Source organism: Marinococcus halophilus (assembly GCF_900166605.1).
In the GTDB taxonomy this organism is placed as follows: domain Bacteria; phylum Bacillota; class Bacilli; order Bacillales; family Marinococcaceae; genus Marinococcus; species Marinococcus halophilus.
In genome coordinates this window covers 176,763-200,762 of the sequence record NZ_FVZD01000004.1, presented here as the reverse complement: position 1 = coordinate 200,762, position 24,000 = coordinate 176,763, and the positions used below count along the sequence as shown (strand labels likewise).

Annotated in this window: 25 protein-coding genes; 10 read left to right on the top strand and 15 right to left on the bottom strand. The window is 46.5% G+C overall.

Going from position 1 to position 24,000, the window contains the following annotated elements; translation table 11 throughout:
• Positions 1-7 precede the first annotated feature (7 nt).
• Entirely contained in the window at positions 8-775 is a 768-nt protein-coding gene (locus B5066_RS02125) for a 3-hydroxyacyl-CoA dehydrogenase (protein WP_079474307.1), read from the bottom strand.
• A 207-nt stretch (positions 776-982) separates the two neighbouring features.
• On the opposite strand from B5066_RS02125, the gene ytvI reads away from it, so the two are divergent.
• The 3 genes from ytvI to B5066_RS02110 all read left to right on the top strand — a co-directional run bounded on the left by ytvI (position 983) and on the right by B5066_RS02110 (position 4,185).
• Positions 983-2,095 (top strand): sporulation integral membrane protein YtvI, encoded by a 1,113-nt coding sequence (gene ytvI, locus B5066_RS02120; RefSeq protein ID WP_079474306.1) that lies wholly within the window; start codon positions 983-985, stop codon positions 2,093-2,095.
• A gap of 137 nt (positions 2,096-2,232) precedes the next feature.
• A complete protein-coding gene (locus tag B5066_RS02115) occupies positions 2,233-3,720 on the top strand; it encodes an aldehyde dehydrogenase family protein (RefSeq protein WP_179124013.1) in 1,488 nt (495 codons plus the stop codon).
• A gap of 36 nt (positions 3,721-3,756) precedes the next feature.
• Positions 3,757-4,185 (top strand): hypothetical protein, encoded by a 429-nt coding sequence (locus B5066_RS02110; protein ID WP_079474304.1) that lies wholly within the window; start codon positions 3,757-3,759, stop codon positions 4,183-4,185.
• A gap of 12 nt (positions 4,186-4,197) precedes the next feature.
• Here B5066_RS02110 and B5066_RS02105 read toward each other — a convergent pair whose 3' ends face one another.
• The gene (locus B5066_RS02105; protein WP_079474303.1) at positions 4,198-4,611 is read right to left on the bottom strand and encodes a nucleoside deaminase; all 414 of its coding nucleotides are present in this window, start codon (positions 4,609-4,611) and stop codon (positions 4,198-4,200) included.
• A 15-nt stretch (positions 4,612-4,626) separates the two neighbouring features.
• Positions 4,627-5,298, bottom strand: a complete 672-nt coding sequence (locus tag B5066_RS02100; protein WP_079474302.1) for an MBL fold metallo-hydrolase — start codon at positions 5,296-5,298, stop codon at positions 4,627-4,629.
• 155 nt (positions 5,299-5,453) lie between these two features.
• Here B5066_RS02100 and B5066_RS02095 point away from each other — a divergent pair, with 155 nt between their 5' ends.
• The 3 genes from B5066_RS02095 (at position 5,454) to B5066_RS02085 (ending at position 8,971) form a co-directional block, all read left to right on the top strand.
• Positions 5,454-5,813, top strand: coding sequence for a DUF1499 domain-containing protein (locus B5066_RS02095; RefSeq protein ID WP_079474301.1), 360 nt, complete (start codon positions 5,454-5,456; stop codon positions 5,811-5,813).
• Positions 5,814-5,912: 99 nt separating this feature from the next.
• Entirely contained in the window at positions 5,913-6,935 is a 1,023-nt protein-coding gene (locus tag B5066_RS02090) for an ABC transporter substrate-binding protein (RefSeq protein ID WP_079474300.1), read from the top strand.
• Between the two features lie 2 nt (positions 6,936-6,937).
• Complete coding sequence (locus tag B5066_RS02085; protein ID WP_079474299.1) at positions 6,938-8,971, top strand: iron ABC transporter permease; 2,034 nt, start codon at positions 6,938-6,940, stop codon at positions 8,969-8,971.
• A gap of 59 nt (positions 8,972-9,030) precedes the next feature.
• On the opposite strand, the gene B5066_RS02080 is transcribed toward B5066_RS02085, so the two are convergent.
• A complete protein-coding gene (locus B5066_RS02080) occupies positions 9,031-9,855 on the bottom strand; it encodes an ABC transporter ATP-binding protein (RefSeq protein ID WP_079474298.1) in 825 nt (274 codons plus the stop codon).
• A gap of 145 nt (positions 9,856-10,000) precedes the next feature.
• On the opposite strand from B5066_RS02080, the gene B5066_RS02075 reads away from it, so the two are divergent.
• Positions 10,001-10,183, top strand: a complete 183-nt coding sequence (locus B5066_RS02075; RefSeq protein ID WP_079474297.1) for an SE1832 family protein — start codon at positions 10,001-10,003, stop codon at positions 10,181-10,183.
• Between the two features lie 27 nt (positions 10,184-10,210).
• Here B5066_RS02075 and B5066_RS02070 read toward each other — a convergent pair whose 3' ends face one another.
• The 4 genes from B5066_RS02070 to B5066_RS02055 form a co-directional block, all read right to left on the bottom strand.
• Complete coding sequence (locus B5066_RS02070) at positions 10,211-11,221, bottom strand: C40 family peptidase (RefSeq protein WP_079474296.1); 1,011 nt, start codon at positions 11,219-11,221, stop codon at positions 10,211-10,213.
• Positions 11,218-12,303: a dipeptide epimerase gene (locus B5066_RS02065; protein WP_079474295.1), complete on the bottom strand. Its 1,086-nt coding sequence runs from the start codon at positions 12,301-12,303 to the stop codon at positions 11,218-11,220. Before B5066_RS02065 ends, B5066_RS02070 begins: the two co-directional genes overlap by 4 nt.
• Before the next feature lie 15 nt (positions 12,304-12,318).
• The gene (locus B5066_RS02060; RefSeq protein WP_079474294.1) at positions 12,319-13,479 is read right to left on the bottom strand and encodes a DUF819 family protein; all 1,161 of its coding nucleotides are present in this window, start codon (positions 13,477-13,479) and stop codon (positions 12,319-12,321) included.
• Positions 13,480-13,577: 98 nt separating this feature from the next.
• On the bottom strand, positions 13,578-13,898 hold the full coding sequence (locus B5066_RS02055) for a DUF3870 domain-containing protein (protein ID WP_079474293.1): 321 nt from the start codon (positions 13,896-13,898) through the stop codon (positions 13,578-13,580).
• Between the two features lie 219 nt (positions 13,899-14,117).
• Here B5066_RS02055 and B5066_RS02050 point away from each other — a divergent pair, with 219 nt between their 5' ends.
• Positions 14,118-15,236, top strand: coding sequence for an oxidoreductase (locus tag B5066_RS02050; RefSeq protein WP_079474292.1), 1,119 nt, complete (start codon positions 14,118-14,120; stop codon positions 15,234-15,236).
• A gap of 29 nt (positions 15,237-15,265) precedes the next feature.
• Here B5066_RS02050 and B5066_RS02045 read toward each other — a convergent pair whose 3' ends face one another.
• The 3 genes from B5066_RS02045 to B5066_RS02035 form a co-directional block, all read right to left on the bottom strand.
• On the bottom strand, positions 15,266-16,165 hold the full coding sequence (locus tag B5066_RS02045; RefSeq protein ID WP_079474291.1) for a diacylglycerol/lipid kinase family protein: 900 nt from the start codon (positions 16,163-16,165) through the stop codon (positions 15,266-15,268).
• A 105-nt stretch (positions 16,166-16,270) separates the two neighbouring features.
• Positions 16,271-16,723, bottom strand: coding sequence for a hypothetical protein (locus B5066_RS02040; RefSeq protein WP_079474290.1), 453 nt, complete (start codon positions 16,721-16,723; stop codon positions 16,271-16,273).
• 16 nt (positions 16,724-16,739) lie between these two features.
• Positions 16,740-17,060 carry a DUF2325 domain-containing protein gene (locus tag B5066_RS02035; RefSeq protein ID WP_079474289.1) on the bottom strand — a complete coding sequence of 107 codons (321 nt, stop codon included), beginning with the start codon at positions 17,058-17,060 and terminating at the stop codon, positions 16,740-16,742.
• Positions 17,061-17,222: 162 nt separating this feature from the next.
• Here B5066_RS02035 and B5066_RS02030 point away from each other — a divergent pair, with 162 nt between their 5' ends.
• Positions 17,223-17,738 (top strand): cupin domain-containing protein, encoded by a 516-nt coding sequence (locus tag B5066_RS02030; RefSeq protein ID WP_079474288.1) that lies wholly within the window; start codon positions 17,223-17,225, stop codon positions 17,736-17,738.
• 22 nt (positions 17,739-17,760) lie between these two features.
• A complete protein-coding gene (locus tag B5066_RS02025) occupies positions 17,761-18,762 on the top strand; it encodes an NADP-dependent oxidoreductase (RefSeq protein ID WP_079474287.1) in 1,002 nt (333 codons plus the stop codon).
• 73 nt (positions 18,763-18,835) lie between these two features.
• Here B5066_RS02025 and B5066_RS02020 read toward each other — a convergent pair whose 3' ends face one another.
• The 4 genes from B5066_RS02020 to B5066_RS02005 all read right to left on the bottom strand — a co-directional run bounded on the left by B5066_RS02020 (position 18,836) and on the right by B5066_RS02005 (position 23,870).
• Positions 18,836-20,716 (bottom strand): cation:proton antiporter, encoded by a 1,881-nt coding sequence (locus tag B5066_RS02020; RefSeq protein WP_079474286.1) that lies wholly within the window; start codon positions 20,714-20,716, stop codon positions 18,836-18,838.
• Between the two features lie 193 nt (positions 20,717-20,909).
• Positions 20,910-21,464: a 3-dehydroquinate synthase II gene (locus tag B5066_RS02015; RefSeq protein ID WP_244897327.1), complete on the bottom strand. Its 555-nt coding sequence runs from the start codon at positions 21,462-21,464 to the stop codon at positions 20,910-20,912.
• The gene (locus B5066_RS02010) at positions 21,464-21,817 is read right to left on the bottom strand and encodes a winged helix-turn-helix transcriptional regulator (RefSeq protein ID WP_079474285.1); all 354 of its coding nucleotides are present in this window, start codon (positions 21,815-21,817) and stop codon (positions 21,464-21,466) included. The genes B5066_RS02015 and B5066_RS02010 overlap by 1 nt, the downstream gene beginning before the upstream one ends.
• A 163-nt stretch (positions 21,818-21,980) precedes the next feature.
• Positions 21,981-23,870 (bottom strand): ABC-F family ATP-binding cassette domain-containing protein, encoded by a 1,890-nt coding sequence (locus B5066_RS02005; RefSeq protein WP_079474284.1) that lies wholly within the window; start codon positions 23,868-23,870, stop codon positions 21,981-21,983.
• Positions 23,871-24,000: the final 130 nt, after the last annotated feature.

Genomic DNA, 24,000 nt, shown 5'->3' with positions numbered 1-24,000 from the left:
TCTTTTATTATTTTGGAGGCATGCGGAGAGCCCCGTCCAAGCGGATCGTTTCTCCGTTTAGCATCGTATTGTGAATAATTTCTTTTACGAGCGAAGCGTACTCAGTTGGAAAGCCGAGTCTTCTTGGAAAAGGAACATTCTGTCCCAGCGTCTGCCTTGCTTTTTCAGGAAAGGACATATAAAAAGGCGTTTCAAACAGGCCGGGCGCAATAGCCACGACGCGTATGCCAAACTCTGAAAGCTCTCTGGCAGCCGGCGCCGTAAGACTCCAGATGCCTCCTTTAGAGGCGCTGTAGGCCGCCTGCCCGACCTGGCCTTCATAGGCCGCAATCGAAGATGTATTAATAATGATGCCTCTTTCTCCCTGTTCGTTTGGTTCATTATGTCTCATCGCATCTGCCCCGAGCCGGAGCATGTTAAACGTCCCGACCAGATTCGTCTGTATAACACGGTTGAAGTGTTCGAGTGAATGCGAATCTTTTTTATTTAAAATCTTCTCTGCCAGGCCTAGAGCGGCGCAGTTGACAACCCCATCAATACGCCCGAATGTCTCTATTGTTTCATCGATCGTTGCTTTTCCTTTTTCATCTGAAGTAACGTCCATTTCGATAAAGATGGCGCTGTCGCCAAGCTCTTTTGCTCTTTTTCGCCCCGGGCGCACCTCAAAATCGGCAATGACCACTTTCGCTCCGTTTTCTACAAGCATATTCGCTGTTGCCCCGCCAAGGCCGGATGCCCCTCCCGGCAGTAAAAAAACTTTTCCATTAATTTCCATGCTGCTTCCTCCCCTGTCTGTTCCTAAAGTGTAAGCCACTACTCCTATTCTACCTTATAATTACCCTAAAGAACTATTTATCAAAAGTATATCTTCCTCCCTTTTCGGGAATATTAAAAAAACGTGTAGATTCTTTTTTATAGCGGGAAGGTTATAATAAGAAAAGATAGATAGTACGTCCGCTAAAGGAAAGGGATGGAATGGCCCATGAAACAAACGACTGGCTGGATGATTCTGCGTTTTGTCATCGTTATAATAGCCGCTTTCGCTCTGGCGTGGGCGATTGGCAAAATTTTTTCCTATACGTATCCTTTTTGGATCGCGGCTTTTTTCGCCTGGATGCTCATGCCGCTTACGAAGTGGCTTCATTATAAATTACGCCTGCCGAATGGAATAGCTGCTCTTTTAGGGTTGTTGCTTACATTAAGCATTGTCGGGGGCATTGTTACCGGATTGATCTTTCTGTCTATTGAAATATTTAACGTGATTGCAGAAAAGGGCCCTGCCTGGATGGAGAGTACCTTTCAGCAGATGCAGAATTTCTACAACGAAAATATTCTTCCCTTTTGGGAAAGAGTAACAGGAGCAGCTTCCGGCCTCGGCGGCCAGTCGTCTGTAGACCAGGGAATAGCCCAGCTCGGAAGTCAGCTGGGTTCTGGCCTTGGCTCAGTCGCCCAAACTATTGCCGACGCTTTGACCCAATTAATTTTAGGAATTCCAACGCTTCTGATCGTGCTGTTATTTATCGTATTAGCTATATATTTCATCGGAAAAGATTGGAACCGCTACGCCGGAAAAATGAAATTGGCTCTGCCTCCCTTTATCATTGAGCGGCTGAAGGCTTTTTACCAGGCCATGTGGGCGAGAGTCTTTGGCTACATCCGGGCACAGCTTATTCTCATGTTCATAACGGGCGTCATCGTATTAATCGGGCTTCTTATTATGCGAGTCGAGGGGGCCTACTGGCTTGCGGCAGTTGTCGGGGTTGCTGAATTTCTTCCGTACTTAGGCACCGGCACTATTTTAATTCCGTGGGGCGTATACTTGATTATTACAGGCAACTTCGGCCTTGGGCTCGGACTGTTAATCCTTTACACTGTTACAATGATTGTACGGCAGATCATTGAGCCAAAGGTGCTCTCCTCGAGCATGAATCTGAATCCCCTTGCCGTTCTTGTATCTCTGTTCGCCGGGCTGCAAATGTTTGGAGCTGTCGGCCTGCTGGCGGGACCCGCTATTTTAGTTCTGTTTATCATCCTTTGGGACATCGGCGTTGCGAAAGACATCTCCCGCTTTATTCGATATGGCTTTGATAAATAAACTTGTACCTGTATAACGGAAAAGAGACCCCGTTTCGACTTGAAGGGGCTTCTTTTCCGTAACTTCTGTTATGATGGCTGCCAATAAGGGAACAAAGTATTATACTTAACTTTTATGATCTAGAAAGGGTGTCAGCATTGGAATCAACAATTGTTCATTCATCTAATGAAGAGGAAATACAATCCGCCTGGCGGAAAGCCGATGAAGCGTTCACTCCATGGGCTTCTTTAGCCATAGAAAAACGGCTGAGCTACATACAGCTGCTTCGTTTTACTATCAGCGAGCTTCGGGAGGAGATTGCCGATATTATCTCTACAGCTACAGGAAAGCCTCCCATCGAAGCGTTGGGTTCTGAGGTCATTCCGGTCCTTGAGGCCCTGCGCCATATTGAAAAAGAAGCTTCCGGTCTTTTTAACCGGGAACGCGTCAGAACTCCCATGATATTTATGGGGAAAAATTCGTCAATCATCCGCAAACCGCGCGGAAAAATTGTTATTATTTCTCCTTGGAATTTTCCGTTTCAGCTTTCTCTCATCCCGGTTGTTGAAGCTTTAACCGCAGGAAACTGTGTGCTTTTAAAGCCTTCGGAAGAAACACCGCTTGCCAGTCTGCTTCTGGAAAAAATCTCCGGCCTTTTTCCGGACGGGGTGTTTCAGGTCCTTCATGGCGGCGCTGAAACCGGCCGCTTAATGATTGAACAACAGCCCGACTATATTCACTTCACAGGCTCGGTCGCTACAGGAAAGGTTATTCAGAAGCAGGCCGCGGAGCATTTGATTCCCACTACTCTCGAACTCGGCGGAAAAGATGCGATGATCGTCCACGAGGACGCCAATGTGGAACGGGCTGCGAATGCTGCTGCCTGGGGTGCCTTTATGAACAGCGGACAGGTTTGTTTGTCTGTCGAGCGCGTAATCGTGCATGAAGATGTTCAGGAAGCTTTTTTAAACAGTGTACACCGCACCATTTCAAATCTTCGCCGCGAAGACAGAAAAGAATATGAGATCGGCCGTATGACTACAAAAAAACAGTGGGACATTGTTTACAGCCAGGTTCAGGAAGCGCTTGACCAGGGAGCCGAACAAATAGCCGGCAGGCCTCCTGAGCAGTGGGACAAACAGAGCCTGACGATCGAGCCGATTATTCTAACCGGGGTAAACAGAGAAATGCGTGTGTGGAAGGAAGAGACTTTTGGTCCTGTATTTTCTGTCCGCACTTATTCTAAAATAGATGAGGCCCTTGAGCTGTTCCACGATACAATTTATGGCTTAAGCGGGTCGGTCTTTACTGCCGATCAGGAGCTTGCGGCCAGCATTGCCGCAAAGGTCCGCACAGGCAATTTCATGATTAATGATGTTATTTCCCACGCTGCCAATCATTACCTTCCTTACGGAGGGGCAAAGCAGAGCGGTATTGGCTCCTACCATTCTACCGCTGGCATGCGCTCATTCAGCATTGAAACTTCTGTTATGAGCGCCCGTGGCAGCATGAACAGCGAAATTTTATGGTATCCTTATGAAGGAAAGTTCGAATCACTTTCACAGATCATCGACTATTACTATGGCAGAAACCGCAACTGGAAATCATTTTTGCAAACGTTTATGGGCCTCACACGCCGGCCGTAATGCTGATGGTTTCCTCCTGCCTCTAGGAGCATGAAAATGGGACGCTATTCAAAATGGAAACAACTAGCACCGAAACAGCTGTGGGCCCGCATCAAGCAGACGCTGCAGCCCGCCTCTGAGGGCGGGGCAAACTCAAACAGCAGGCTGGACCGGCGGCGTCAGCATAAAGAGCGTCAAAAGGATACACGCCTGTATAAAACCTCGCTTTATGCGTTTTATACAATGTGTGTCCTGCTGATGCTTATGCCGTTTGTTTATTTTCTTCCGTGGCCTTCCATTGCCACCTGGCTGGTGGTACTAATTCTGCTTACGCTTGGAACCACAACAACTCTCGCTGCCGTCACAATAAAAAAGCAGTCACATCATGTGCCGCTTTTATACATGTGGCTTATCCTGCTCATGTCTGCAGTATTATTAATAATCTATCTGGGTATCCTTATTTACTTCCGGTTTTTTCTGCTTTAGCTGCCCCGGCTCCTATTCCAAATACGGATCGAGCTCTTTATCCAGCAAAGGTTTATATCGCAGCTCGTAGGTGGTTTCGGGCACTGGAAGGAGGCCGGCATTTTCGGCCTCCTTTGCAGTTTTTGCCGTATATACTACCGGGATGCCGCTCCAGTTAATGGCAGCTTCACACATCGGGCACGGCTCCCCGCTCGTATAGAGCTCGCAGTCACTTAGATCCGGAGTTTTTAAGAGCCGCGTTGCAGTCCGTACTGCCTCAAGCTCGGCATGAGTCGTCGGATCAAAGGTTTCAAACCCTTTATTTCCTTCCTCTGCCACCACTTCATCATTCCGGATGATTACGCAGCCAAAGGGGTCCCCTTTTCCTTCTTTTTTTACCTTCTGTGCCAGCTGAACCGCTCGTGTCATAAAAGCTTCATTATACATAATTGGGCAGGCTCCTTATACTTTAGACTGATACTCATTGACAAAAGCGCTGTACAAGTGTTGTGAATATTGCAGGTCTTCGCCGTGACAAATGGATAATTTCCCGGGGGCGACCTTCTGGATGGTTTTTGTACTCCGCATTGCCCGATCCATGTTAGCAGTAAATTGTTTCATCGGAGGCCCGATACGGCCGTTTTTGGAAGTAATCATGTCACCGGTAATCAGCACATCATCTTTTTTGTGATAATAAGCAGTATGTCCCGGCGAATGCCCTGGCGTAAAATAAGGGTCAATGCCCATCATCGAGTGAAAAACACCACGGCTGTCCCCCGGCAGCTGCTTTACAGAAAATCCTTTTGTATAATCAGTCGGTTTTTTTCGGTTTGGATAAGGCTTTTCCCCTGTTATGTAAGGAACTTCGAGCCCATGAATATATACAGGCGCATTTACTTTTTCCTGGATATAAGCGAGTCCGCCTACATGGTCCGGGTGACCGTGGGTTAATAAAATCATCTGGACCCGGCCAAAACGTGCCGCTTCTTTTAATATCCTCGGTGCCATCGGTCGTATGCCTGTATCGATAATTATTGACCCGTTCTCATGCTTCACGACCCAGGCGCTGATGGTAATGCCTATTTTCATGTGTATCTTAATGATATTTTCACTCACCTGGCTGACTTTCACCATCTTCGATCCACTCCTTTCTCCCTTTCTCCTTCCCTTCTTGTGCCCGATTAACGCTTTATTTTTCCGGGAAAGAGAATAACACTGTTTTTTCTAATCATCTGCTTACAGTGTACACAATATTGCATACAAAATTCTACCGCGAAAGGATGTAATTTATGCTTTCACCCTGCCCTAACAGCCCAAATTGTGTTTCCACCATGAGCTCCCCCGAAGACAAACGGCATTACATGGAGCCTATATATTATTCAGGCCACCCTGAAAAAGCTAAAAGCACGGTCCGGCGTATCCTTGGCCAACAGAAGCATGCAGAAATTATTCATGAAGATGAAAATTATATAACGACTATTTTCACTACCCCGTTACTGAGATTTAAGGACGACGTCGTTTTTTATTTCGGAAGTCCCGGACACGTTCATTTTCGTTCGGCTTCAAGAATCGGAAAGGGCGACATGGGGAAAAATAAAAATAGAATGAAAGAAATTACTGCCCAGTTTTATGATCAAATTAATGAATAATAATTAGTGTAAATTACTTATTTTTATTGAATTATTCCCCCTTCTATAGTAAAGTCGGTTTTGATATTGATAATCTTTTTCAATTAGGGGGATATACATATGAAACTAAAAACGTTTTCAGCTCTTTTAACAATACCTGCTCTGTCATTTTCGCTTGCTGCCTGCAGTTCCTCAGGCGACAACGGCGGTTCGGAGGATTCCGGGAGCACAGAGAGCTCCTCTGAAAACAGCGAATCTGTGACGGTGACGGATGGGTATGACAACGAAGTGACACTCGAAGAAACACCTGAAAACGTAGTCGCTCTCGAATGGGTGTATGCAGAAGACCTTCTCGCCTTAGGCATGCAGCCTGCCGGTATCGCTGATCTCGATGGTTACAACGATTATTTGGCTGATATCGAGCCGGCGCCCTCCGAAGATGTCCAGGATGTAGGAACGAGGCAGGAACCAAGCCTTGAGCGCATTGCCGAACTCGAGCCCGATTTAATTATTACTGCCGGCTACCGGCATGAAGGCATCAAAGAAGAGCTGGAGGAAATTGCTCCTACACTGATGTATAACCCGTATCCTGCCGAAGGCGAAGGCAACCAGTATGAGGAAATGGAGTCCACTTTCGAAAGCATTGCCAAAGCTGTCGGCGAGGAAGACAAAGCAGCACAGGTTTTAAATGACCTGGACGAAACATATGATGAGCTGTCGACAGAAATTGAAGATGCCGGCCGCAGCGATGAAGAAGTACTGCTTTCTCTTTCCTACCTGGCCAACGAAAACGTAACCTTCCGCCTGTTTGCCGACAATTCTCTTGCTGCCCAGACAATGGAGCAGATCGGCGTTGATAATGCTTATGAGTCAAGGCAATTCGAAGAATACGGCTACACGGAAACGAGTGTTGATGCTCTTGAAAATTATCAGGACCAGACATTTATAGATATCCCCACGCCGGAGGGCGATCGTGGTACGATTGAAGAAACATTGAATAACAATGAAGTCTGGAACAGTCTTTCATTCGTCCAAAACGATAATGTCCACCGTCTGCCGAGCTCCACATGGCCTTACGGCGGGCCCCTTTCATCCGAAGTATTTGCCGAAGAGGTGGCTGACACTTTAACAAGTGAGGAGTAATTATGAATTCATCGATGTTCGCTTCAAGAGCTGTTCTGCTATATAGTGGCGGAGCAGCTCTTCTCTTAATGCTGATATACCTGCATCTTGCACAAAGCACGGGTAATTTTTCAATACTGGCCTGGTGGGAACTTTTGCGGCACACCGATTCTACAGAGAGCAGCATTTTTCGGACGGTCTATTTACCGAGGATTGTCATCGGTATCCTCTCAGGGATAGCTCTGGCTGCGTCAGGCGTTATTTTTCAAACGATCACGAAGAACCCGTTGGCCGCTCCGAGTACACTTGGCGTTCATGCTGGTGCCTATTTCTTTATTGTAGCTTTCGCCACGATACTGCCCGACTGGCTCGGCTTGAGCGGCTTTCTCGCCGCATTTGCAGGAGGCTGTCTGGCTGCTTTGATGGTCTTTACGATGGCTGGGGGGCTCGAAGCTACGCCCGTACGAATGGCGCTGGCCGGTCTCGTTTTGTCTATCGCCTTTTCCTCCTTTACCGCGGTTCTGCAGATATTTTTTGAAGTTCAGACCGCCGGCTTGTTTTTATGGGGTAACGGCACTCTTGTACAGCAGGACTGGAGCGGCGTCCGCTTTGTATTTCCAGTACTGCTCTTACTTTTATTTCTTGCGTTCTTTTTCGCTCCCCGCCTCGATATTCTGCTGCTTGGCAGAAACCAGGCGGCCACGCTCGGAGAGAATGTAAGGGTAACTCAAGCATGTATGTTTTTCCTTGCCGTAGGCCTTACAGCTATTGTCGTAAGTGTTGTCGGTCCTATCGGTTTTATTGGCCTCGTGGCGCCTCATTTAACACGTTTAATGGGCTACCAGCTGCATTCAACTTTATTGTTTGGCTCTATGCTCTGGGGGGCTGTGCTTCTAATAGGAGCGGACGTGCTGGGCCGGGCTGTGGATCCTTCTCTCAGTGAGCTTCCCGTCGGCGCAGTTACATCAATAATCGGCGCTCCGTTCCTCGTATGGCTCATTTTAAAGCACCGGGGCTCGTTTTTCGGTACAGAACAACAGAGTGCTATTGGCGGGGGGCGTCAAAGCCGGGGGCTGAAATATCCTGTTGTTTTAGCATGTGCTGTTATGTTTACTGCTCTCGTCTTTTTTGCGGGACTGGCCGGTGGGTCCACAGGGTTTAGTTTCGTTGACACGTGGAAGGCCCTATTTTCAGAAGAGAGCAGCGGCCAGCGGTTTATTATATTCGATTTAAGACTCGGACGGCTGTTAACGGCGCTTGCTGCCGGCATGCTGCTGGCGCTAAGCGGCATGCTGTATCAAGGTATTCTGCGCAATCCCCTCGCAGACCCTTCAGTGCTCGGAGTCACTTCAGGTGCAGGTGCTGGGGCGCTGTTTGTACTTTTTCTTTTCAGGGACATTCCTGCTGCCTTTATTCCACTCGGTGCCATAGCCGGGGCTTTTGCAGCGGTAGGCGTGATCTTATTTTTCTCCTGGAAAACTAAATTTCACCCCGCTGTACTTGCTCTGCTCGGTATCGCCCTGTCAGCTGTGGGTGGCGCCCTGTCACAAATTATGATTACCCGTTTTAATTTAAACGCCGCCGCAGCTTTAACGTGGCTTTCCGGCAGTACGTATGCGACCGGCTATGAAGAGCTCCAGCAGTTTCTGCTGCTTCCCCTTGCCATAAGTATACCGCTTGTCTGGTATTTGGCTCCTTCATTAAATGTGCTTGCACTCGGAGATCAGACAGCGATCGCTCTCGGAGAACGTTTAACCTTTGCACGCTGGGCCGCCGTACTGCTTGCCACCTTCTGTGCGGCCATGGCAGTAGCCGCTGTTGGCACGATCGGCTTCATCGGGCTTGTCGCGCCTCATCTAGCACGCATGCTTGTTGGCCAGGATTATATGCGTATTTTTCCCGTAGCGCTGTTTATTGGCGGCTCACTTCTCGTATTTTCCGATACAGTGGGCCGGACAGTACTCGCTCCTGACGAAATTCCCTCCGGGCTTGTAGCTGCTTTGATCGGCACACCATTCTTCTTGTGGCTGATGCATAAAAGCTCCAGGACAAAATAATTGAACAAAAAAAGCCAGGAGCTTCCGCGCTGTGGGCGGGACTCCTGGCTTTACCTGCTTTAATTGGTCTGTGATATTTCCGTCGCGGAAGCAGGCGTGCGGTCGATTAAATCATACGTCATGCAAAGCGGTTTTCCACTCTTTGGGTCGGTTACGACATGGGCGTCAATGCCAAATACCTGCCGGAGCACGTTTTTACAAATGACGTCACTTGGGCAGCCGATGCACTGGACTTCTCCGCTGCACATAGCAATTAAATGATCAGAAAAGCGGGCGGCATGGTTTAAGTCATGAAGCACCATTACAATCGTCCGGCTTTCTTTCTCGTTTAATTGCTGAAGCAGCTCAAGCACTTCAAGCTGGTGAGCCATATCGAGATAGGTGGTCGGCTCATCCAGAAGCAGCAGGTCCGTGTCCTGGGCAAGTGCCATTGCAATCCAGGCCCGCTGGCGCTGGCCGCCTGACAGGGAGTCCAGCGTACGATCCGCAAATTCTAAAACTCCAGTGTCATTCATCGCGCTTTGAATAGAGGCATGATCCTCCGCAGTCAATTTCCGGGTGCGCTTGCGGTGCGGATGCCGGCCGAACGAAACCAGCTGTTCCACTGTTAACGTAAGCGGTATGTCTGGAGTCTGGGCGAGCATAGCCATATTTTTAGCAACTTCTTTAGTTTTCATTTCATGAATAGATTTGCCATCTAAGTAAACGCCGCCTTCTTCCGGGGTCAGGATGCGGGAGAGCGATTTCAGGATCGTGGATTTCCCGCACCCATTCGGACCGATAATAGACGTGATCTTTCCTTCCGGTATGTCGACACTGATATTTTTCAGGACTTGTTTATTTTCATAAGACACATCTATTTGCTCTGCTTGAAGTCTTGCCACTGTCGCAAGCCCCTTTCTTTTCTACAATCTTGATTTATTCTGAACCGTCCATTAATATTGATAATGATTTTCATTTAAAATTATAACGATTTTACGTTAAAATAGCAAACAGATGTATAAATTTATTATGGAGGCGGATGCGGCTATGACTCTTCGCGAACTCGATCACCGGCTGGACATGCTAAAATCAGATTATGTACGTATACAGGGGGATCTGGAAAAGCTCGAATCCTTCGGCGGCAACACAGATGGCATTATGCGCGAACTGGACATTCTTGAGAAAGAAATGCACGAAATCAATACACAAATACGGGAATACAATAAATAAGCGGGCCGTGATAGGCCCGCTTTTCTGCTACTCTTCTAAATATCTCCTCGCCCCGGCATATTCATCTGCATATCCGGAATCCTCCAGACTGACGATTTCCACCGCGCTCCGGGAGTTTGGCGAATGAATCATGTCACCGCCGCCGATATACATACTGACGTGGTGCACCCGCCCCTCCCCATTATCATAAGCAAAAAACAAAAGATCTCCCGGCTTTAGGTCTTCTTTTGCGACCGGCACTCCGTGCTTTGCCTGCACGCTGGAATCTCTTGGAATCTCAATACCATTAGCGGCAAAAATAGTGTGCGTGAATCCTGAGCAGTCAAATCCAAATCCCGACATCCCTGCCCATAAGTACGGGAGTCCAAGAAACTGTTTTCCATCTGCAATAACATTCTTTGCTTCAGGCTCGGGGATATCATTTTCGTTGTTATATATTTCGATATCTGATGCATCGATCCACTTATTCCCGTCTGAAGGAGTAGCTACCAGTACTTCTTCTTGTTGCTCTTTCACCACCGGCAATCGGGTATTATAGCTCAATTCTTTATAATCTTTTCTGCCTTTTTTATCATAAGTTAACTCTGCGGTGGGAGAAGTGATTAGCGCAAATGGTTCATTTTCTAATTTTTCGAGCCGATTGCTTTCGACTATTTGTTCTTCCGGGACCCAGCCGGGGTAACCCAATTCATTTCTTGGTGTTCCCTGGCCTTCCGCTGCAACTTTTACCCATCCTTTCTTTTTTTCTAGAACATGGACCTTTGAACCAAACAGCGCCTGGCTTTCCAGATTACCAACAAGCCAGAGCTTGTCATCTACATTCATAGCCGATGTCCATTCATTCAGGCTGGCCGGATTGGAGGCTGAGGGGAGGTCCATTTCCCGGAGAATATTCGGCTCCGTCCACATCGTCATTGCACTCACATCTGTATAAGCTGTTTCGTTCACTTCTACTTCTGCTGCTTTTACCGGTCCAGCTGTTATTGCTGTTCCTATGACTGCGATCATGATTGCTGAAGTCCAGTGACATTTTTTCATCGCGATTCCTCCTCCTTAAAAGTAACAGAACTACTCTGTGCATGTTTCAGAGGTTTTATCTGGTGCCCTTCAAAAGAAATAGTAGTGGCATTATTTTCCTGAAGCCAATTTGGAGCATCCAGATCGATCATTTTAATGTTCGGATGAGCAAGCGCTAGTTCAGCTGCCGGCGAGGCGCTTATCGTGGATTCCATCATGCTGCCCATCATGCACGGTATACCAGCCGCTTCTGCCACATCAGCAATCTTCCATGCCTCCAGCAGTCCACCGCATTTCATAAGTTTAATATTGATCATATCGCAGGCACGCTGCTCAACGAGCCTGCGGGCGTCTGTATATGTTTTACAGCTTTCGTCCGCCATGATGGGTGTTCCGGTGGATTCTGTAACTTTTTTTAATCCCTCCCAGTCCCCTGCTGCGACGGGTTGTTCTATAAACTGTACCGGAATCCTTTCTTTTTCGAGCTGTTGAATAAATGCAATCGCTTCTTTAGACGTCCATCCCTGGTTGGCATCGATTCTGAGCATGACGCCTGGCGGAAGCACTTCCGCGATAGCCAGAATTCTTTGATAGTCTTTTCTGACATCATCTCCAACTTTCATTTTCAGATAGCGGAATCCTTCGTTGATATACTGCTCTGCTGTGTTTTTCATTCGTTCCGGTTCTTCCATGCTAATCGTCATATCATTTTCCAGTACAGAGGGCTCTCCTCCCAGCCACTCCAGGAGACTGCAGCGGCGCTGCTTTGTAAACGCGTTTATAAGAGCCATTTCTACTGCCGCTTTTGCACTGAAGTTCCCATAACAGCTCTCCTTAAGTTTACGCACATTTTCCTGCAAAGCTCCGCTTGGTGCTCCTGCTAGCGCTTCCGCAGCTGGACCTTTGATAACTGCTTCGATACTTGATGGAGATTCTCCCGTTACTGCAAGAGCCGGTGCAGCTGCTCCTCTCCCTGCAGTGCCGTCTTCCAGCATTACGCTCACTTCAACATTTTCAATGCTTGTAACCGTCCTTACGGAAGTAACAAACGGCCGATTCAAGGGAATCATTTTCCTTTTCGTTTCAAGATAAGATATTTCCATTCAACATCCCGCCTCTTAAATTCTTGATAAGATTTCCGCCACCGTAACGCCAACGACGGTGCCCATAAATGAGCCTATTAATGCCATCATTACTCCTACCGGAACTAGAGTACGGCTGAAGGCTCCTGCGAGTACTGGAGCAGAGGCCATACCGCCAATATTGGCCAGGCTGGCGATGCCGAGAGTGAATAGATCGAGCCGGAACAGCTTTGCCAGAAGCAGCATAATAGCACCGTGAAAAAATAAGATCATAAAGCCGGAAATAATATACGCTGGAACCTCGGCAATATTTGAAAAATCTGCGTTAGAAGCAATTAGAGCGATAATTGTATAAAGCATCAAGTAGCCTATATCCATCGTTCCCGTTAACCTGGCGACCGGCGTTACAGCAAGACCCACTCCCAGCACAGTAACAATTAATATCGTCCATGTGGTTGCATTCACTGCGTTCCCAGCTTCCGGCAGCGTATTTCCTACTGCAATGGCAAGCGAGGCCACCAGCATGGAGAACCCTAAACAGACAATAATTTCTACATATGTTAGAGGTTTTGTTTCCTTTTCCTCCAGGGACAAATTGTACTGCATCTGGTCAATGCTTTCTGTTTTCGCTTTTGTAAATCGATTGAACGCGAATTGGAAAGGAACGAGCCAAAATAGCAGCATTACCCAAAACGAGTAGTTTACTGTATCCATAATTAAAGCATAGCCGAATAAATTCTCAGGCACTTCAAGAATGCCCTGCAGTGCTACAAGATTTGCTGAGCCTCCTGTCCATGAACCAGCCAGGGCAGCAAAAGCTTTCCACGTTTGTGTATCTAAAAATCCTTGCATAATATAATATGTAACCGTAAAACCGCCGATAATACTAATCACAGCTACAACGTAGCTTAGCAGCATTTTCGGGCCAAGCTTGATAATCTGTAGAATATTACAGTTCAATAAAAACAAGAATATCATTGCCGGCAGCAGTAAAGAACGTATACCTGAGTTTAATTCACCAAGAGCTTCGGATCCGCTGAAGACTCCAAAGGTGTTTAACAAAGCCGCAACGATGTAAATGAGCACGACCGTCGGTACATACTTGAAAAATTTACTTTTTGTTACTTTTTCAGCACCTACGAGAAGTGCCACCGTAGCAACTAAAACACTAATGTAAAGAGCACCGCTTTCTATCATGTGGAATAACCTCCTTTGAATTGTTGAATATAAATAAACCCAGCAAAGAGAAAAAATCTCTTTGCTGGGTTTTATCCGGTAAGATAAAGCAGCATGGCTTACATGTCAGCCTTTATTTGCTTGTACTTTAAACTGGCGTTTCGCAGAGCTACCACCATCGCTTTCTGGGACGAACCATGGTAACGTTTTTGGATAATTTCTACAAGACGCTCACTTTCCTGAATTGAAGCCCCTGTGAATATTTCTTTCACGAAGCGGGCGGTTAAAGAAAGAATAGCAGAGCATTCTGCCTCCAGTATCTCGTTTGTCAAAGTATCCACTACAAAGCCGATAAAAAATACCTGGTACTGTTCAGTAATCGGATTGTTTGAAGGGGATTTAGCCTCTCCTACAATGTAAATAGTATTCTCGTTGTACAAATGTCATTCACCTCCTGATTGCTAAAAGAAGAACGCTTTGGGTAAAGGTTCCTTTTACCAGAGGAGTAATATGTTTGAAAATTATGATATCGCACTTTTCCAGATTACGCAATTCTTATTTTTATTTATGTTCCGCTTTTTAAGAATTCCTTCAGTTTTCCAATGCTGAAAAAGGGAATGACGTGAAAGGGAGACCTACAAAAGCTTAGGAGGAGCAATATGACACAAGTAGAAAAAACCTTGTTTAACCAACAGCATGTGAGTAACCATATTTTTAAAAATAAAATGACCGTCGCTCCGATGACGCGAATCAGTGCAGATGATAACGGCACGCCAAATGACCGGATGCGCCAATACTATGAACGCTACGCTCTCGGCGGCTTTGCCGCTGTTATTTCAGAGGGTATTTATACTGACGAAGTGTACAGTCAGGGGTATGCTAATCAGCCCGGTCTTGCCAACAAAAATCACCAGCAAGGCTGGCAGCCGATTACAAAGGCGGTTAAAGAGCACGGAAGCAAAATAATCGCCCAGCTCATGCATGCAGGGTCCCAATCGCAGTATAATCAATATACCAGTGAAACAGCTTCCGCCTCTGCCGTACAGCCGCCAGCTGAAAAAGTATCTTTTTACGGAGGCCAAGGGCCTTTTCCGGTACCGAAAACCATGGATGAAAACGATATGGAAACCGCTAAACAAGGATTTGTACAGGCAGCTCTCCGCGCGGTTGAAGCGGGATTCGATGGCGTAGAGATTCACGGGGCAAATGGTTACCTGCTTGACCAGTTTTTATCTGAATCCACTAATAAACGTACCGATCAATACGGAGGTTCCGTGGAAAACCGGGTCCGCTTTCTTACGGAGGTAATCGAAGCTGTCCGCGGTGCTATTGGCCCAGTCCCTATTCTCGGCATCCGCGTTTCCCAGGCAAAAGTTACAGACAGCTCGTATCGCTGGCCGGCCGGAGAAGCAGATGCTTCCGTTATTTTTTCCAGGCTTGGAAATACTCCACTGGATTATATTCACACTACGGATGGCGATGGCCTCGGCGAAGGCTTTGGGAACGAAACCTTAAGCATGGCCCAGGCAGCTAAAAAATACAGCGGCCTTTCTGTCATTGCCAATGGCAATCTTGGAGAGCCGGAGAGATCCTCCCGTATCATTAACGACGGCGCCGCCGATTTGATTTCTCTTGCCAGAACTGCTCTTGCCAACCCGGACGCCCCGCACCTCATTCTGCACGGCCAGGCTTTGAATCACTTTGATTCTTCTCTTATCATGCAGCCGCTTGCTAATGTGAAAGACGCAGAGCTGGAACAAAATATTCTTAAAGAATAAAAACAAGGAGAGGCCGGCATGGCCTCTCCTTATTCTGCAGGGGCACCGGATACAAGGAACCGTACTTTTTTCTCCCCTAGTTTAATTTTTACAGGCGTTTCGGTATAAACTTCCCCATCTGTATCGGCCTGCTGCACCGGATCTGTAGTAAGATCTATATTTTTACCGAGCACATGCTCAATAGGACTGTTTTCGTTATCAATTTCTTTAGTCCCCATCGTGGCAAAGAATTCTCTTACCAGGGTATTGCCTCCTTCTGGGATGATGAAAATTTCAAATTGTTCATCCTGCATCGAAGTATCGCCAACTGGCACTTGATTGGTACCGATGGAATGACCGTTCATGATTAGAATCATTACCGCTTCCCCGGCATAGTTTTTTCCGTCAATTTTCATCTGATAGGAAAAGACATCCGGGTTCTGGACGGTCTGCAGTGTGCTGATAAAATAGCTTAATTTTCCGATCGCGCCCTTTAAATTTTCGTCCACATTTTCTGAGGTCTCCACGATCAGCCCTATTCCATAAAAATTGGCGAAGAAGCGGTCATTCATTGAACCTATATCAATTTCTTTCGTATTTTTTTCAAGCATGTCCGTCATAGCTCGTTTAGGATTCTGCGCCAGGCCGAGAGACCTTGAAAAGTCGTTGCTTGTCCCATACGGAAGTACTCCCACATCAGGTGTGTACGGCGATTCCATGAGCCCATTTATGCTTTCATGAACGGTGCCGTCCCCGCCGGCAATGAAAATTGCTTCCACATGCTCATCAATCGAAGCACACGTTTCACGTAAATCGTCTTTGGACTGTGTCTGTCTAATGACAAGCTCCACAATAGAAGTTCCCCATACCTGGATAAATGTATTTAACTGCTTTTGTTTTTCATTAACGTCTTTGTTTCCGTTAATAATAAGTAAAGCTTTTTGATACATATGAACGTCTCCCCTATCCTGTCAAATAAACGGCTTCTTTAATGCATAGAAGACGCTAACCGTATATTCCCATTTCCAGGGGGGTGAAAACAAGGGAGATGCTTTTTATTTGCGGTGCAGCATCATTCGTTTGGTGCCGGCATATAGATTAGACCAGTACATACGCTCCGTGTCAGGCGGGCACAGCTGATGTCTCCACACTGATTTCATGCTTGTGCTCTCCGTATATGTCAAAACGTAAACTTCTTTCGGGCCATTTCCAGTGAACCAGGCCCCGCCCTTTTCAAGGGAAATAAAACGGGCCCCCCGCAGGTTTTTTATGTTTCGGTATGCCTTCAGGCTCTCATCCATCAGGGCCGCATACAGCACTACCTTTTGCGTCTCCTGCTCCGGAGAAGATATACCGACCTTTTTCCAATGCTTTTTTACACATTTTACTACGTCCAATTGGCTTTCGATGTTTGTTCCTGTTAATTCTTTCATTACATTCTGAATAATAGAAACAAATAAATCATTTATCCCGGGTGCTATTCTTTTTGCATGATACTGGTTTTTCATTTATATCTCTCCTTAATTAATCACATTTTTGAAGCATCGGACATTTCGCACATACTTCATTACTGTTACTTAATGCTTTATAAATAGAACACCAGGACCGTTTCGCGTAACAGATTGGAACGTTTTGATTTTTGGCGCGTTCCTTTAATTTAGCCGAAACGTTGTGATTGATGAAATCAGTCAGCACAAGCACCAAATCAATATTTGGCGGAATTTCTTTTTGTACCATTTTTACTTTGCGTCCGCTGACATGTTTGATGTCCTGAAAGCCTAATTCTTTTAAGCGGTCGGGAATGGCCCCCAGTCTGTCTGCTCCAATGATCATCAATCCGTCCATGTTTATCCTCCTATTTGAAAATAATTCTCATTTGTTAAGTATAGTTTATTGAAAACGATTCTCAATGTCAACGTTTATTCTTAAGCCGGAAGTTTTTATTCTGCCTGTATGTGGAATACAATTGAAAGTATGCCGCCAGTCAGTCATAAAGGGAGGTATCATATGAAAAGTCCTGATGAAGTTCATATAGAAACACTTACCGTAAAAGATGACGGTACAATACCTAATCATCCTAGTTTTCCGGTGCTCATTTATAAGCAGACGACAACCGGCTCTGATGATGTTAAAGCACTTTTTAATACAAACAACTGGCTGGGTGCTTGGAAAGGAAGTGTATTTAAATACCATCATTATCACAGTAACTCACATGAGGTGCTTGGATGCGTAAGCGGATCGGCTCTTTTGCACATTGGTGGCGAACAGGGCAGCCAGCTTAATATAAAAAATGGCGACATATTGATTCTTCCGGCTGGATATGGCCATAAGCTTATTGAGCAGAGTGAAGACTTTGCAGTTATCGGTGCTTATCCAAATGGTTCGGATTATGATATGTGTACCGGGGATCCTTCCGAGCGCCCGGAAAAGGTAGATAATATTTATCAAGTACCTCTGCCCGATTATGATCCTGTTTTCGGCTCAGACGGACCACTTTTTTCTTATTGGACAAATTTTTCATAAACGAAAGGAAGCCGCATATACTATGGCAACGAAAACGAGACAGATACTTTTAAACGAAAGACCAAAGGGCCTTCCCGATAAAAATACTTTTGCATTTAATCACACGGAAATAGAGGCGCCGGCAGAGGGAGAAGCTCTTCTGCAAATGATCTATATCTCCGTGGACCCATATATGAGAGGAAGGATGGATGACCGTGAATCTTACGTGCCGCCTTTCCCTCTGCATAAACCAATTGCTGGAGGCGGCATAGCCAGGGTACTTGAAAGCCGCGACAGCTCTTTAAGTGAAGGCGACTATGTAACCGGGAACTTACCGTGGCAGGAATACGTTAACGTTAACGCTTCAGAAGTGCGCAAGGTACAGGCGGAAGCGGCTCCGGTCTCTGCTTATCTAAGCGCTGTGGGCATGCCTGGCCTCACTGCCTATTTCGGCACCCTCAGCATTGGCCAGCCTAAACAGGGCGAGACATTCGTCATCTCAGGCGGTGCTGGTGCCGTCGGATCACTTGCGGGGCAGATTGCTAAAATGCAGGGAGCTCGCGTTGTCGGCATCGCCGGCACCGATGAAAAACTGGATTATATGAAAAGCATTGGCTTTGACGAAGTAATCAACTATAAAACAGAGGATATAACAAAGGCTATTGAGCGGACCTGCCCGGACAAAGTAGACGTATATTTTGATAACGTCGGAGGCGAAATGAGCGATATTGTGCTCGATCATTTAAACAAATTCGCCCGCGTAGTGCAGTGCGGAGCAATTTCCACTTATAACGATCCGGACAATTATGGCCCAAGGGTTCAGTTTAAGCTCATTAAGTCGAGTGCCCTGATGAAAGGGTTCATCGTAGGCGATTATGCCGACGAATTTGAAGAAGCCACGAAGCAGCTTGCAGCCTGGGTCGCTTCTGGTGACCTGCAGTATGAAGAAACTATTCTTACCGGCTTCGACCGCATTCCAGAAGCATTTATTGGTTTGTTTACCGGACGAAACACAGGTAAATTACTCGTGGATGTTTCCCAATAACATTAGAATTCCGCTGCGCCATGTAAAAAACCGCCTGCCCAGTTTATGGGCAGGCGGCTTATTTATATTTTCATTAATTTAAGGACGGCCCCGAAGGTTTCGGTGCAGTCTGTTTTTCTCTTGACTGCTCCTTTAATTCCTCTTTCTTTTTTACTTCCTGGTTGCTCGGCGGACTCAGGCTGAGAATTTTATCTCCAGATTCAGGCTTTATCGCATTATCAAGAGTAAAGAATTCCAGGCGCCCGGTCGGTTTTTGGATGCCGATCAGCACGACGTCCTCTGCGCGGTCATTTAAATAAGACTGATATGGATATTCTTTCGTTAAAGTAGTTAATTTAAATACATAACCCGCATCCACTTTCCAGTTCAGTTCTTCAAATGTGGCGCCTTTTTCAAACAGGACCCGGCCGCCGACTTTTCTCATCAGTTCATCAGGTTCATTCCGGTCAGATTGATGCCAGCTGAGCTGAAACAGATCCTTTCTTCCAAATTCAGGCACAAAGGTTGTACAAACAAGCGAATTATAAGAATCCCGGTCAGTGGCTGCAATAATTTTATTGTAGGGTGTCATGTCCAGCGAATACTCTGACTGCTCTGAAAGGATTTCTCCCCGGTAATACGCAATTCCCGCTTTACGGGCGTTAAACAAATGCTCAAACGAAGAGTCGGCAATCAATACCGGAACGTTCATTTCTTTCAGCTTCTGCGCAAGGCTGGTGCTAAAAGAACTCCCCCCGACGAATAAAACCCCCGGAAGCCCTTCCTTTGAAAGGTTTAATTTTCTGGCAAGCGGCCCAATGGTGAAGCCGTGGAAGCATACGGTGGCAAATACCAGCGCAAATGTGAGCGGGGTAATAATCGAAGCCCCGGCATAGTTGTATTCTTCAAGAACGTTCGCAAAATATCCGGCCACTGTTAAAGCCACGATTCCCCGTGGAGCAATCCACCCCACCAGGGCTTTTTCGCCAAATGTTAAGTCAGTACCTATGGTGGAAAGCCATATTGAAAGCGGACGTACTAAGAACAACATCAAAAGCACGTAAGCGATGATCTGCGGATCGAAAATCTGCATCAGCGTGGCCCGGTCAAGGGACGCTGTCAGCATAATAAAAATACCCGAAATCAGCAGGACGGAAATATTTTCTTTGAAGTGCTGCATATCGCTGATAGAACTGATATGAAGATTTGCCAGCGTCATCCCCATCGCAGTAACAGCCAGCAGCCCTGTCTCATGCATGACCACGTCAGAAATAACAAAGCTTGCGATCACCATCGAGAGAACTACCGGAGATTTCAAAAATTCCGGCACATGCCCCCGCTCAAAAGTCCATCCGATTATTCTGCCAAAAAGAATCCCCAGAAAGACTGCAAACAACGAAGCCATAAAGAAATTAACGAGCGAAACAAAGGCTGATTCTTCAGAGGTGAAGGTGCGTATAATTTCAAACGCAAATACTGCCAGAAGAGCACCAAACGGATCGACGACAATCCCTTCCCACTTAAGTATTCTCGCCGGCCTCGGTTTCAGCTTTGCCTGGCGCAGGAGCGGCAGAATAACAGTAGGACCCGTGACAATCAGCAGCCCGCCAATGATAAAAGAAACTTCCCATGACAGCCCTGCTACAAAGTGAGCTGTCAATGAACCGAGTATCCAGGCTAAAAACGCCCCTAATGTAATGATGCGGTAGACAGGCTTTTGAAGCCCCTGAAGCCCTCTGAAGTCAAGATTCAGGCTTCCTTCAAATAAAATAATGGCTACGGCAATCGAAACGATCGGTCCGTACAAATCGCCAAACGCTTCGGAAGGGTTAATAACCCCGAAGATTGGGCCGATTAAAAGCCCGGCAACCGACATGACCACGATGGCCGGCAGTCTTGAAAACCAGGCAACCCACTGGGAACCAATCCCAACAGCGCCAATCAGCATTAATTGAAACAATAGAGAGTCCAGCATACTATTTTCCCTTCTTTCCACTCCCGTTTTTTATCTTTGGGTTTATTCTTGTATGTAAGTCGTAATCCTTTCGTTTTTTAATCACTTGAAATAAAAAGATACTATACTAAACCCTATTGTTTCAATCAAAGTAGTTTATAAGTATATATTTTTTCACAAAAAAGCACGCTTTTAAACAAAGCATGCTTCCTCATTACTTTTCTTCTATTTCTTCTTGAATCGACTGGCCAAGATGACGCCCCGGCTCATCGATTCTACAGTAGATACGGTCTCCAAGCTGGCAGTCCTTCAGTGCCATTGGCTCGTATTGATCTGTCATTAAATAGACACTGTCTGCCCATTGCAGAGTAGCTGACAGGCTCACCTCCCCCGCACGTACTGTTACTCTTACAAGGTCACGTTTTTCTATCTTCACTCTGCCAACCGGCACCTGTCGCGAGGCTTGGCCTTCATATATGGTTACAGGCTCGTCATTCTCCACTTCTGCAAGATATCTTGTTTCCCCTTCTTCAAAGATATACTGGTGTACAGCGCCGGCGTTAATGCGGAAGACCCGGGCTGGATACGTGCTGGTCGTACGGTTTTCCGATAATATATAAATATACCCGTGGCCTGTATCTCCAACAAGCAGGCCTTCAGCCGGGGACAAAACATCTGCTGCGTCTATACATACACGCGAACCTTCCCCCATCGGCTCTATTGCCTCCACGATGCCCAGCTTCCATACATCATTTTCCATCATACTCATCAGCACCCGCTGCTCCCTGTGGATTTTTTACCCTCTTCCTCCATTTTTACTTTGTGCTCTCTCCCCCACTTTTCCAGCTCCCGCAGAAGTGATTCAAGGGAAGCGCCGTAGCTTGTCAGAGAATATTCTACTTTCGGGGGGACGACCGCATACGCATGACGTAATACCAGCCCATCATGCTCCAGCTCTTTAAGCTGCTTGATTAGCGTCTGATGATTAATCTGCTGCAGCTGCTGTTTAATCTCACTAAAACGAAGGGTTTTTCCAACCAGCTCCATAAGAATAACTGCTTTCCATTTCCCGCATACTTTATCGAGCGTAATTTTTATATTTTCTCTTTCTTCTATTGTCATTATTTCACTCCCTCAATCTAAAAAAAAGCACTACTATATATTCCAATATAAGTATGTGCAAATATATTATATGTAGGTATTATAGCCTTAAAGCCGGGTATATAAACGTGAAGAGCTTTATTCCTCAAAAAAAAGCAGCCTCTTTTAAGAGACTGCCGTACTTTTATTGTTTTTCTGCTATTTCTGAAAGCTCTGCCCACCGTGTCATTGCCTGATCCAGTTTTTCGTTGGTTTCTTTCTGGATGTTAGACCACTTTTCGATGGCTTCCAGGTCACTGCCGCTCTCTTCCATCTGTTGTTCTGCTTCCGCCAGCTCGTCTTCAAGACGGGCTATATGCTCCTCGATCTGGTCCCACTCCTGCTTTTCCTTATAGGACATTTTTTTCTTTTCCCCAGCCGCATTGCTGATAGCTTCCGGTTCCGTCTTTTTTTCCTTACTGAGCGCCGGCCGGGAGCTGTCCTTTTCGGCACTCATGAATTCCGTATAATTGCCTTCAAACAGAGTAACCTGGGAGGACTCATCAAACACAAACAGTTTTTCTGCTACCCGGTCAAGAAAATAACGATCGTGGGAAACAGTTACGACTACGCCCGGGAACTGCTGAAGGTATTCTTCAAGCACACTGAGAGTCTGCACGTCCAGATCGTTCGTCGGCTCGTCCATAAATAAAACGTTTGGTTCGGTCATTAAAATACTGAGCAGGTACACCCGTTTCTTTTCGCCGCCGGACAGACGGGAAATATACGTCCACTGATCCTCCCGCTCAAACAGAAAGCGTTCGAGCATCTGTTCAGCTGAGATACTTTCTCCGTTAACAGTGTATATAACCTCGGCTATATCACGAATGTATTCGAGCACACGCTTGGATTCATCCAATTCTTCCTGCTGCTGCGAATAGTAGCCAAGCTTTACGGTCGGGCCATACACGACATCTCCGGCATCAGGTTCGGTACGGTTGGCCAGAATATTTAAAAGCGTCGTTTTCCCAGTGCCGTTCGGTCCAACTATGCCTATTTTTTCACCCGGAGTGAACATATAATTAAACTTGGAAAACATATTCTTTTCTCCGTAGGATTTTTCCAAATCCTCCGCTTCAATGACTTTCTTTCCAAGCCTTGCAGAACCGACCGGAACCTGCACTTCTTCTTTTTTCGGCGGTCCTTCCTGCTGTTTTAACTCCTCTGCCCGCTCTTTCCGGGCCTTCTGTTTTGTGCCACGCGCTTTAGGCTGCTTCTGAAGCCAGGCAAGCTCCCGTTTTAATGTGTTCTGTCGCTTTGCTTCGGCATGGGCTTCGTTCGCTTCACGCTCTGCTCTTTTTTCCAGAAACAATTCATAGTTGCCGTCATACTCATGCAGCCGGCCCCGTTCCAGTTCGAAAATTTTGTTAGTCACTCTATTTAAGAAGTAACGGTCGTGCGTCACTAAAATTAATGCTCCGTTATAGCTGGACAAGTATTTTTCCAGCCAGTTAATGGACTCATCATCGAGATGGTTCGTCGGCTCGTCAAGAATAAGAATATCGCAGTCCTGAATAAGCGCCCGGGCAATGGAGGCTCTTTTGCGCTGGCCGCCGGATAGTTCGTTAATTTTTTGATTGTAGACTGTCAGCCCCAGCCTGTTCAACACCTGCTGCGCTACAGTGCCTGCCTCCCACGCACCGAGCTGGTCCATCTTCTGCTGGGCTTTCATCCACTGTTCCTGGGCGGCTTCGCTTTCGGGCTCCTCTTCCAGACGGGCCTGGGCTTTTTCATAATCCTTTACTGCCTTCATAATGTCAGAGGAGCCCTCATACAAGTAATCAATCAGGTTCTCTTCCTCCGGCAGTTCCGGATCCTGAGGCAGATACTCGATCCGCAGCTGTTTAGAATGCTGAAGCTTCCCTTTTTCTGAAGCATCAATTTCAGAAATCACCCGCAGAAGCGAGGATTTTCCTGTGCCGTTAACGCCAATCAGCCCGATGCGATCCCCGGGCTCAATAGTAAATGAAATATGGTCAAAAAGCACCTTTGTGCCGGTTGTCTGGTATAGATTTTCCGCTACAAGCAGACTCATGTTCTCACCGTTCCTTTCTCGTCCTTTCCTATCTTAGCATATTTGCGGGGGGTCCTGAAAAACGTACAGTTATTTTCAAGCCAGCCCACCAAAAAAGCACCTCCCATAAGGGAAAGTGCTTATACGAAAA

Coding starts and splice junctions, on each gene's coding strand:
- B5066_RS02125 (WP_079474307.1), bottom strand. CDS start 775: ATGGAAATTAATGGAAAAGTTTTTTTACTGCCGGGAGGGGCATCCGGC.
- B5066_RS02010 (WP_079474285.1), bottom strand. CDS start 21,817: ATGACAATAGAAGAAAGAGAAAATATAAAAATTACGCTCGATAAAGTA.
- B5066_RS02045 (WP_079474291.1), bottom strand. CDS start 16,165: ATGTATCAAAAAGCTTTACTTATTATTAACGGAAACAAAGACGTTAAT.
- B5066_RS02085 (WP_079474299.1), top strand. CDS start 6,938: ATGAATTCATCGATGTTCGCTTCAAGAGCTGTTCTGCTATATAGTGGC.
- B5066_RS02050 (WP_079474292.1), top strand. CDS start 14,118: ATGACACAAGTAGAAAAAACCTTGTTTAACCAACAGCATGTGAGTAAC.
- B5066_RS02095 (WP_079474301.1), top strand. CDS start 5,454: ATGCTTTCACCCTGCCCTAACAGCCCAAATTGTGTTTCCACCATGAGC.
- B5066_RS02070 (WP_079474296.1), bottom strand. CDS start 11,221: ATGAAAAAATGTCACTGGACTTCAGCAATCATGATCGCAGTCATAGGA.
- B5066_RS02075 (WP_079474297.1), top strand. CDS start 10,001: ATGACTCTTCGCGAACTCGATCACCGGCTGGACATGCTAAAATCAGAT.
- B5066_RS02030 (WP_079474288.1), top strand. CDS start 17,223: ATGAAAAGTCCTGATGAAGTTCATATAGAAACACTTACCGTAAAAGAT.
- ytvI (WP_079474306.1), top strand. CDS start 983: ATGAAACAAACGACTGGCTGGATGATTCTGCGTTTTGTCATCGTTATA.
- B5066_RS02090 (WP_079474300.1), top strand. CDS start 5,913: ATGAAACTAAAAACGTTTTCAGCTCTTTTAACAATACCTGCTCTGTCA.
- B5066_RS02060 (WP_079474294.1), bottom strand. CDS start 13,479: ATGATAGAAAGCGGTGCTCTTTACATTAGTGTTTTAGTTGCTACGGTG.
- B5066_RS02040 (WP_079474290.1), bottom strand. CDS start 16,723: ATGAAAAACCAGTATCATGCAAAAAGAATAGCACCCGGGATAAATGAT.
- B5066_RS02105 (WP_079474303.1), bottom strand. CDS start 4,611: ATGTATAATGAAGCTTTTATGACACGAGCGGTTCAGCTGGCACAGAAG.
- B5066_RS02035 (WP_079474289.1), bottom strand. CDS start 17,060: ATGGACGGATTGATGATCATTGGAGCAGACAGACTGGGGGCCATTCCC.
- B5066_RS02025 (WP_079474287.1), top strand. CDS start 17,761: ATGGCAACGAAAACGAGACAGATACTTTTAAACGAAAGACCAAAGGGC.
- B5066_RS02020 (WP_079474286.1), bottom strand. CDS start 20,716: ATGCTGGACTCTCTATTGTTTCAATTAATGCTGATTGGCGCTGTTGGG.
- B5066_RS02100 (WP_079474302.1), bottom strand. CDS start 5,298: ATGGTGAAAGTCAGCCAGGTGAGTGAAAATATCATTAAGATACACATG.
- B5066_RS02110 (WP_079474304.1), top strand. CDS start 3,757: ATGGGACGCTATTCAAAATGGAAACAACTAGCACCGAAACAGCTGTGG.
- B5066_RS02015 (WP_244897327.1), bottom strand. CDS start 21,464: ATGAGTATGATGGAAAATGATGTATGGAAGCTGGGCATCGTGGAGGCA.
- B5066_RS02005 (WP_079474284.1), bottom strand. CDS start 23,870: ATGAGTCTGCTTGTAGCGGAAAATCTATACCAGACAACCGGCACAAAG.
- B5066_RS02065 (WP_079474295.1), bottom strand. CDS start 12,303: ATGGAAATATCTTATCTTGAAACGAAAAGGAAAATGATTCCCTTGAAT.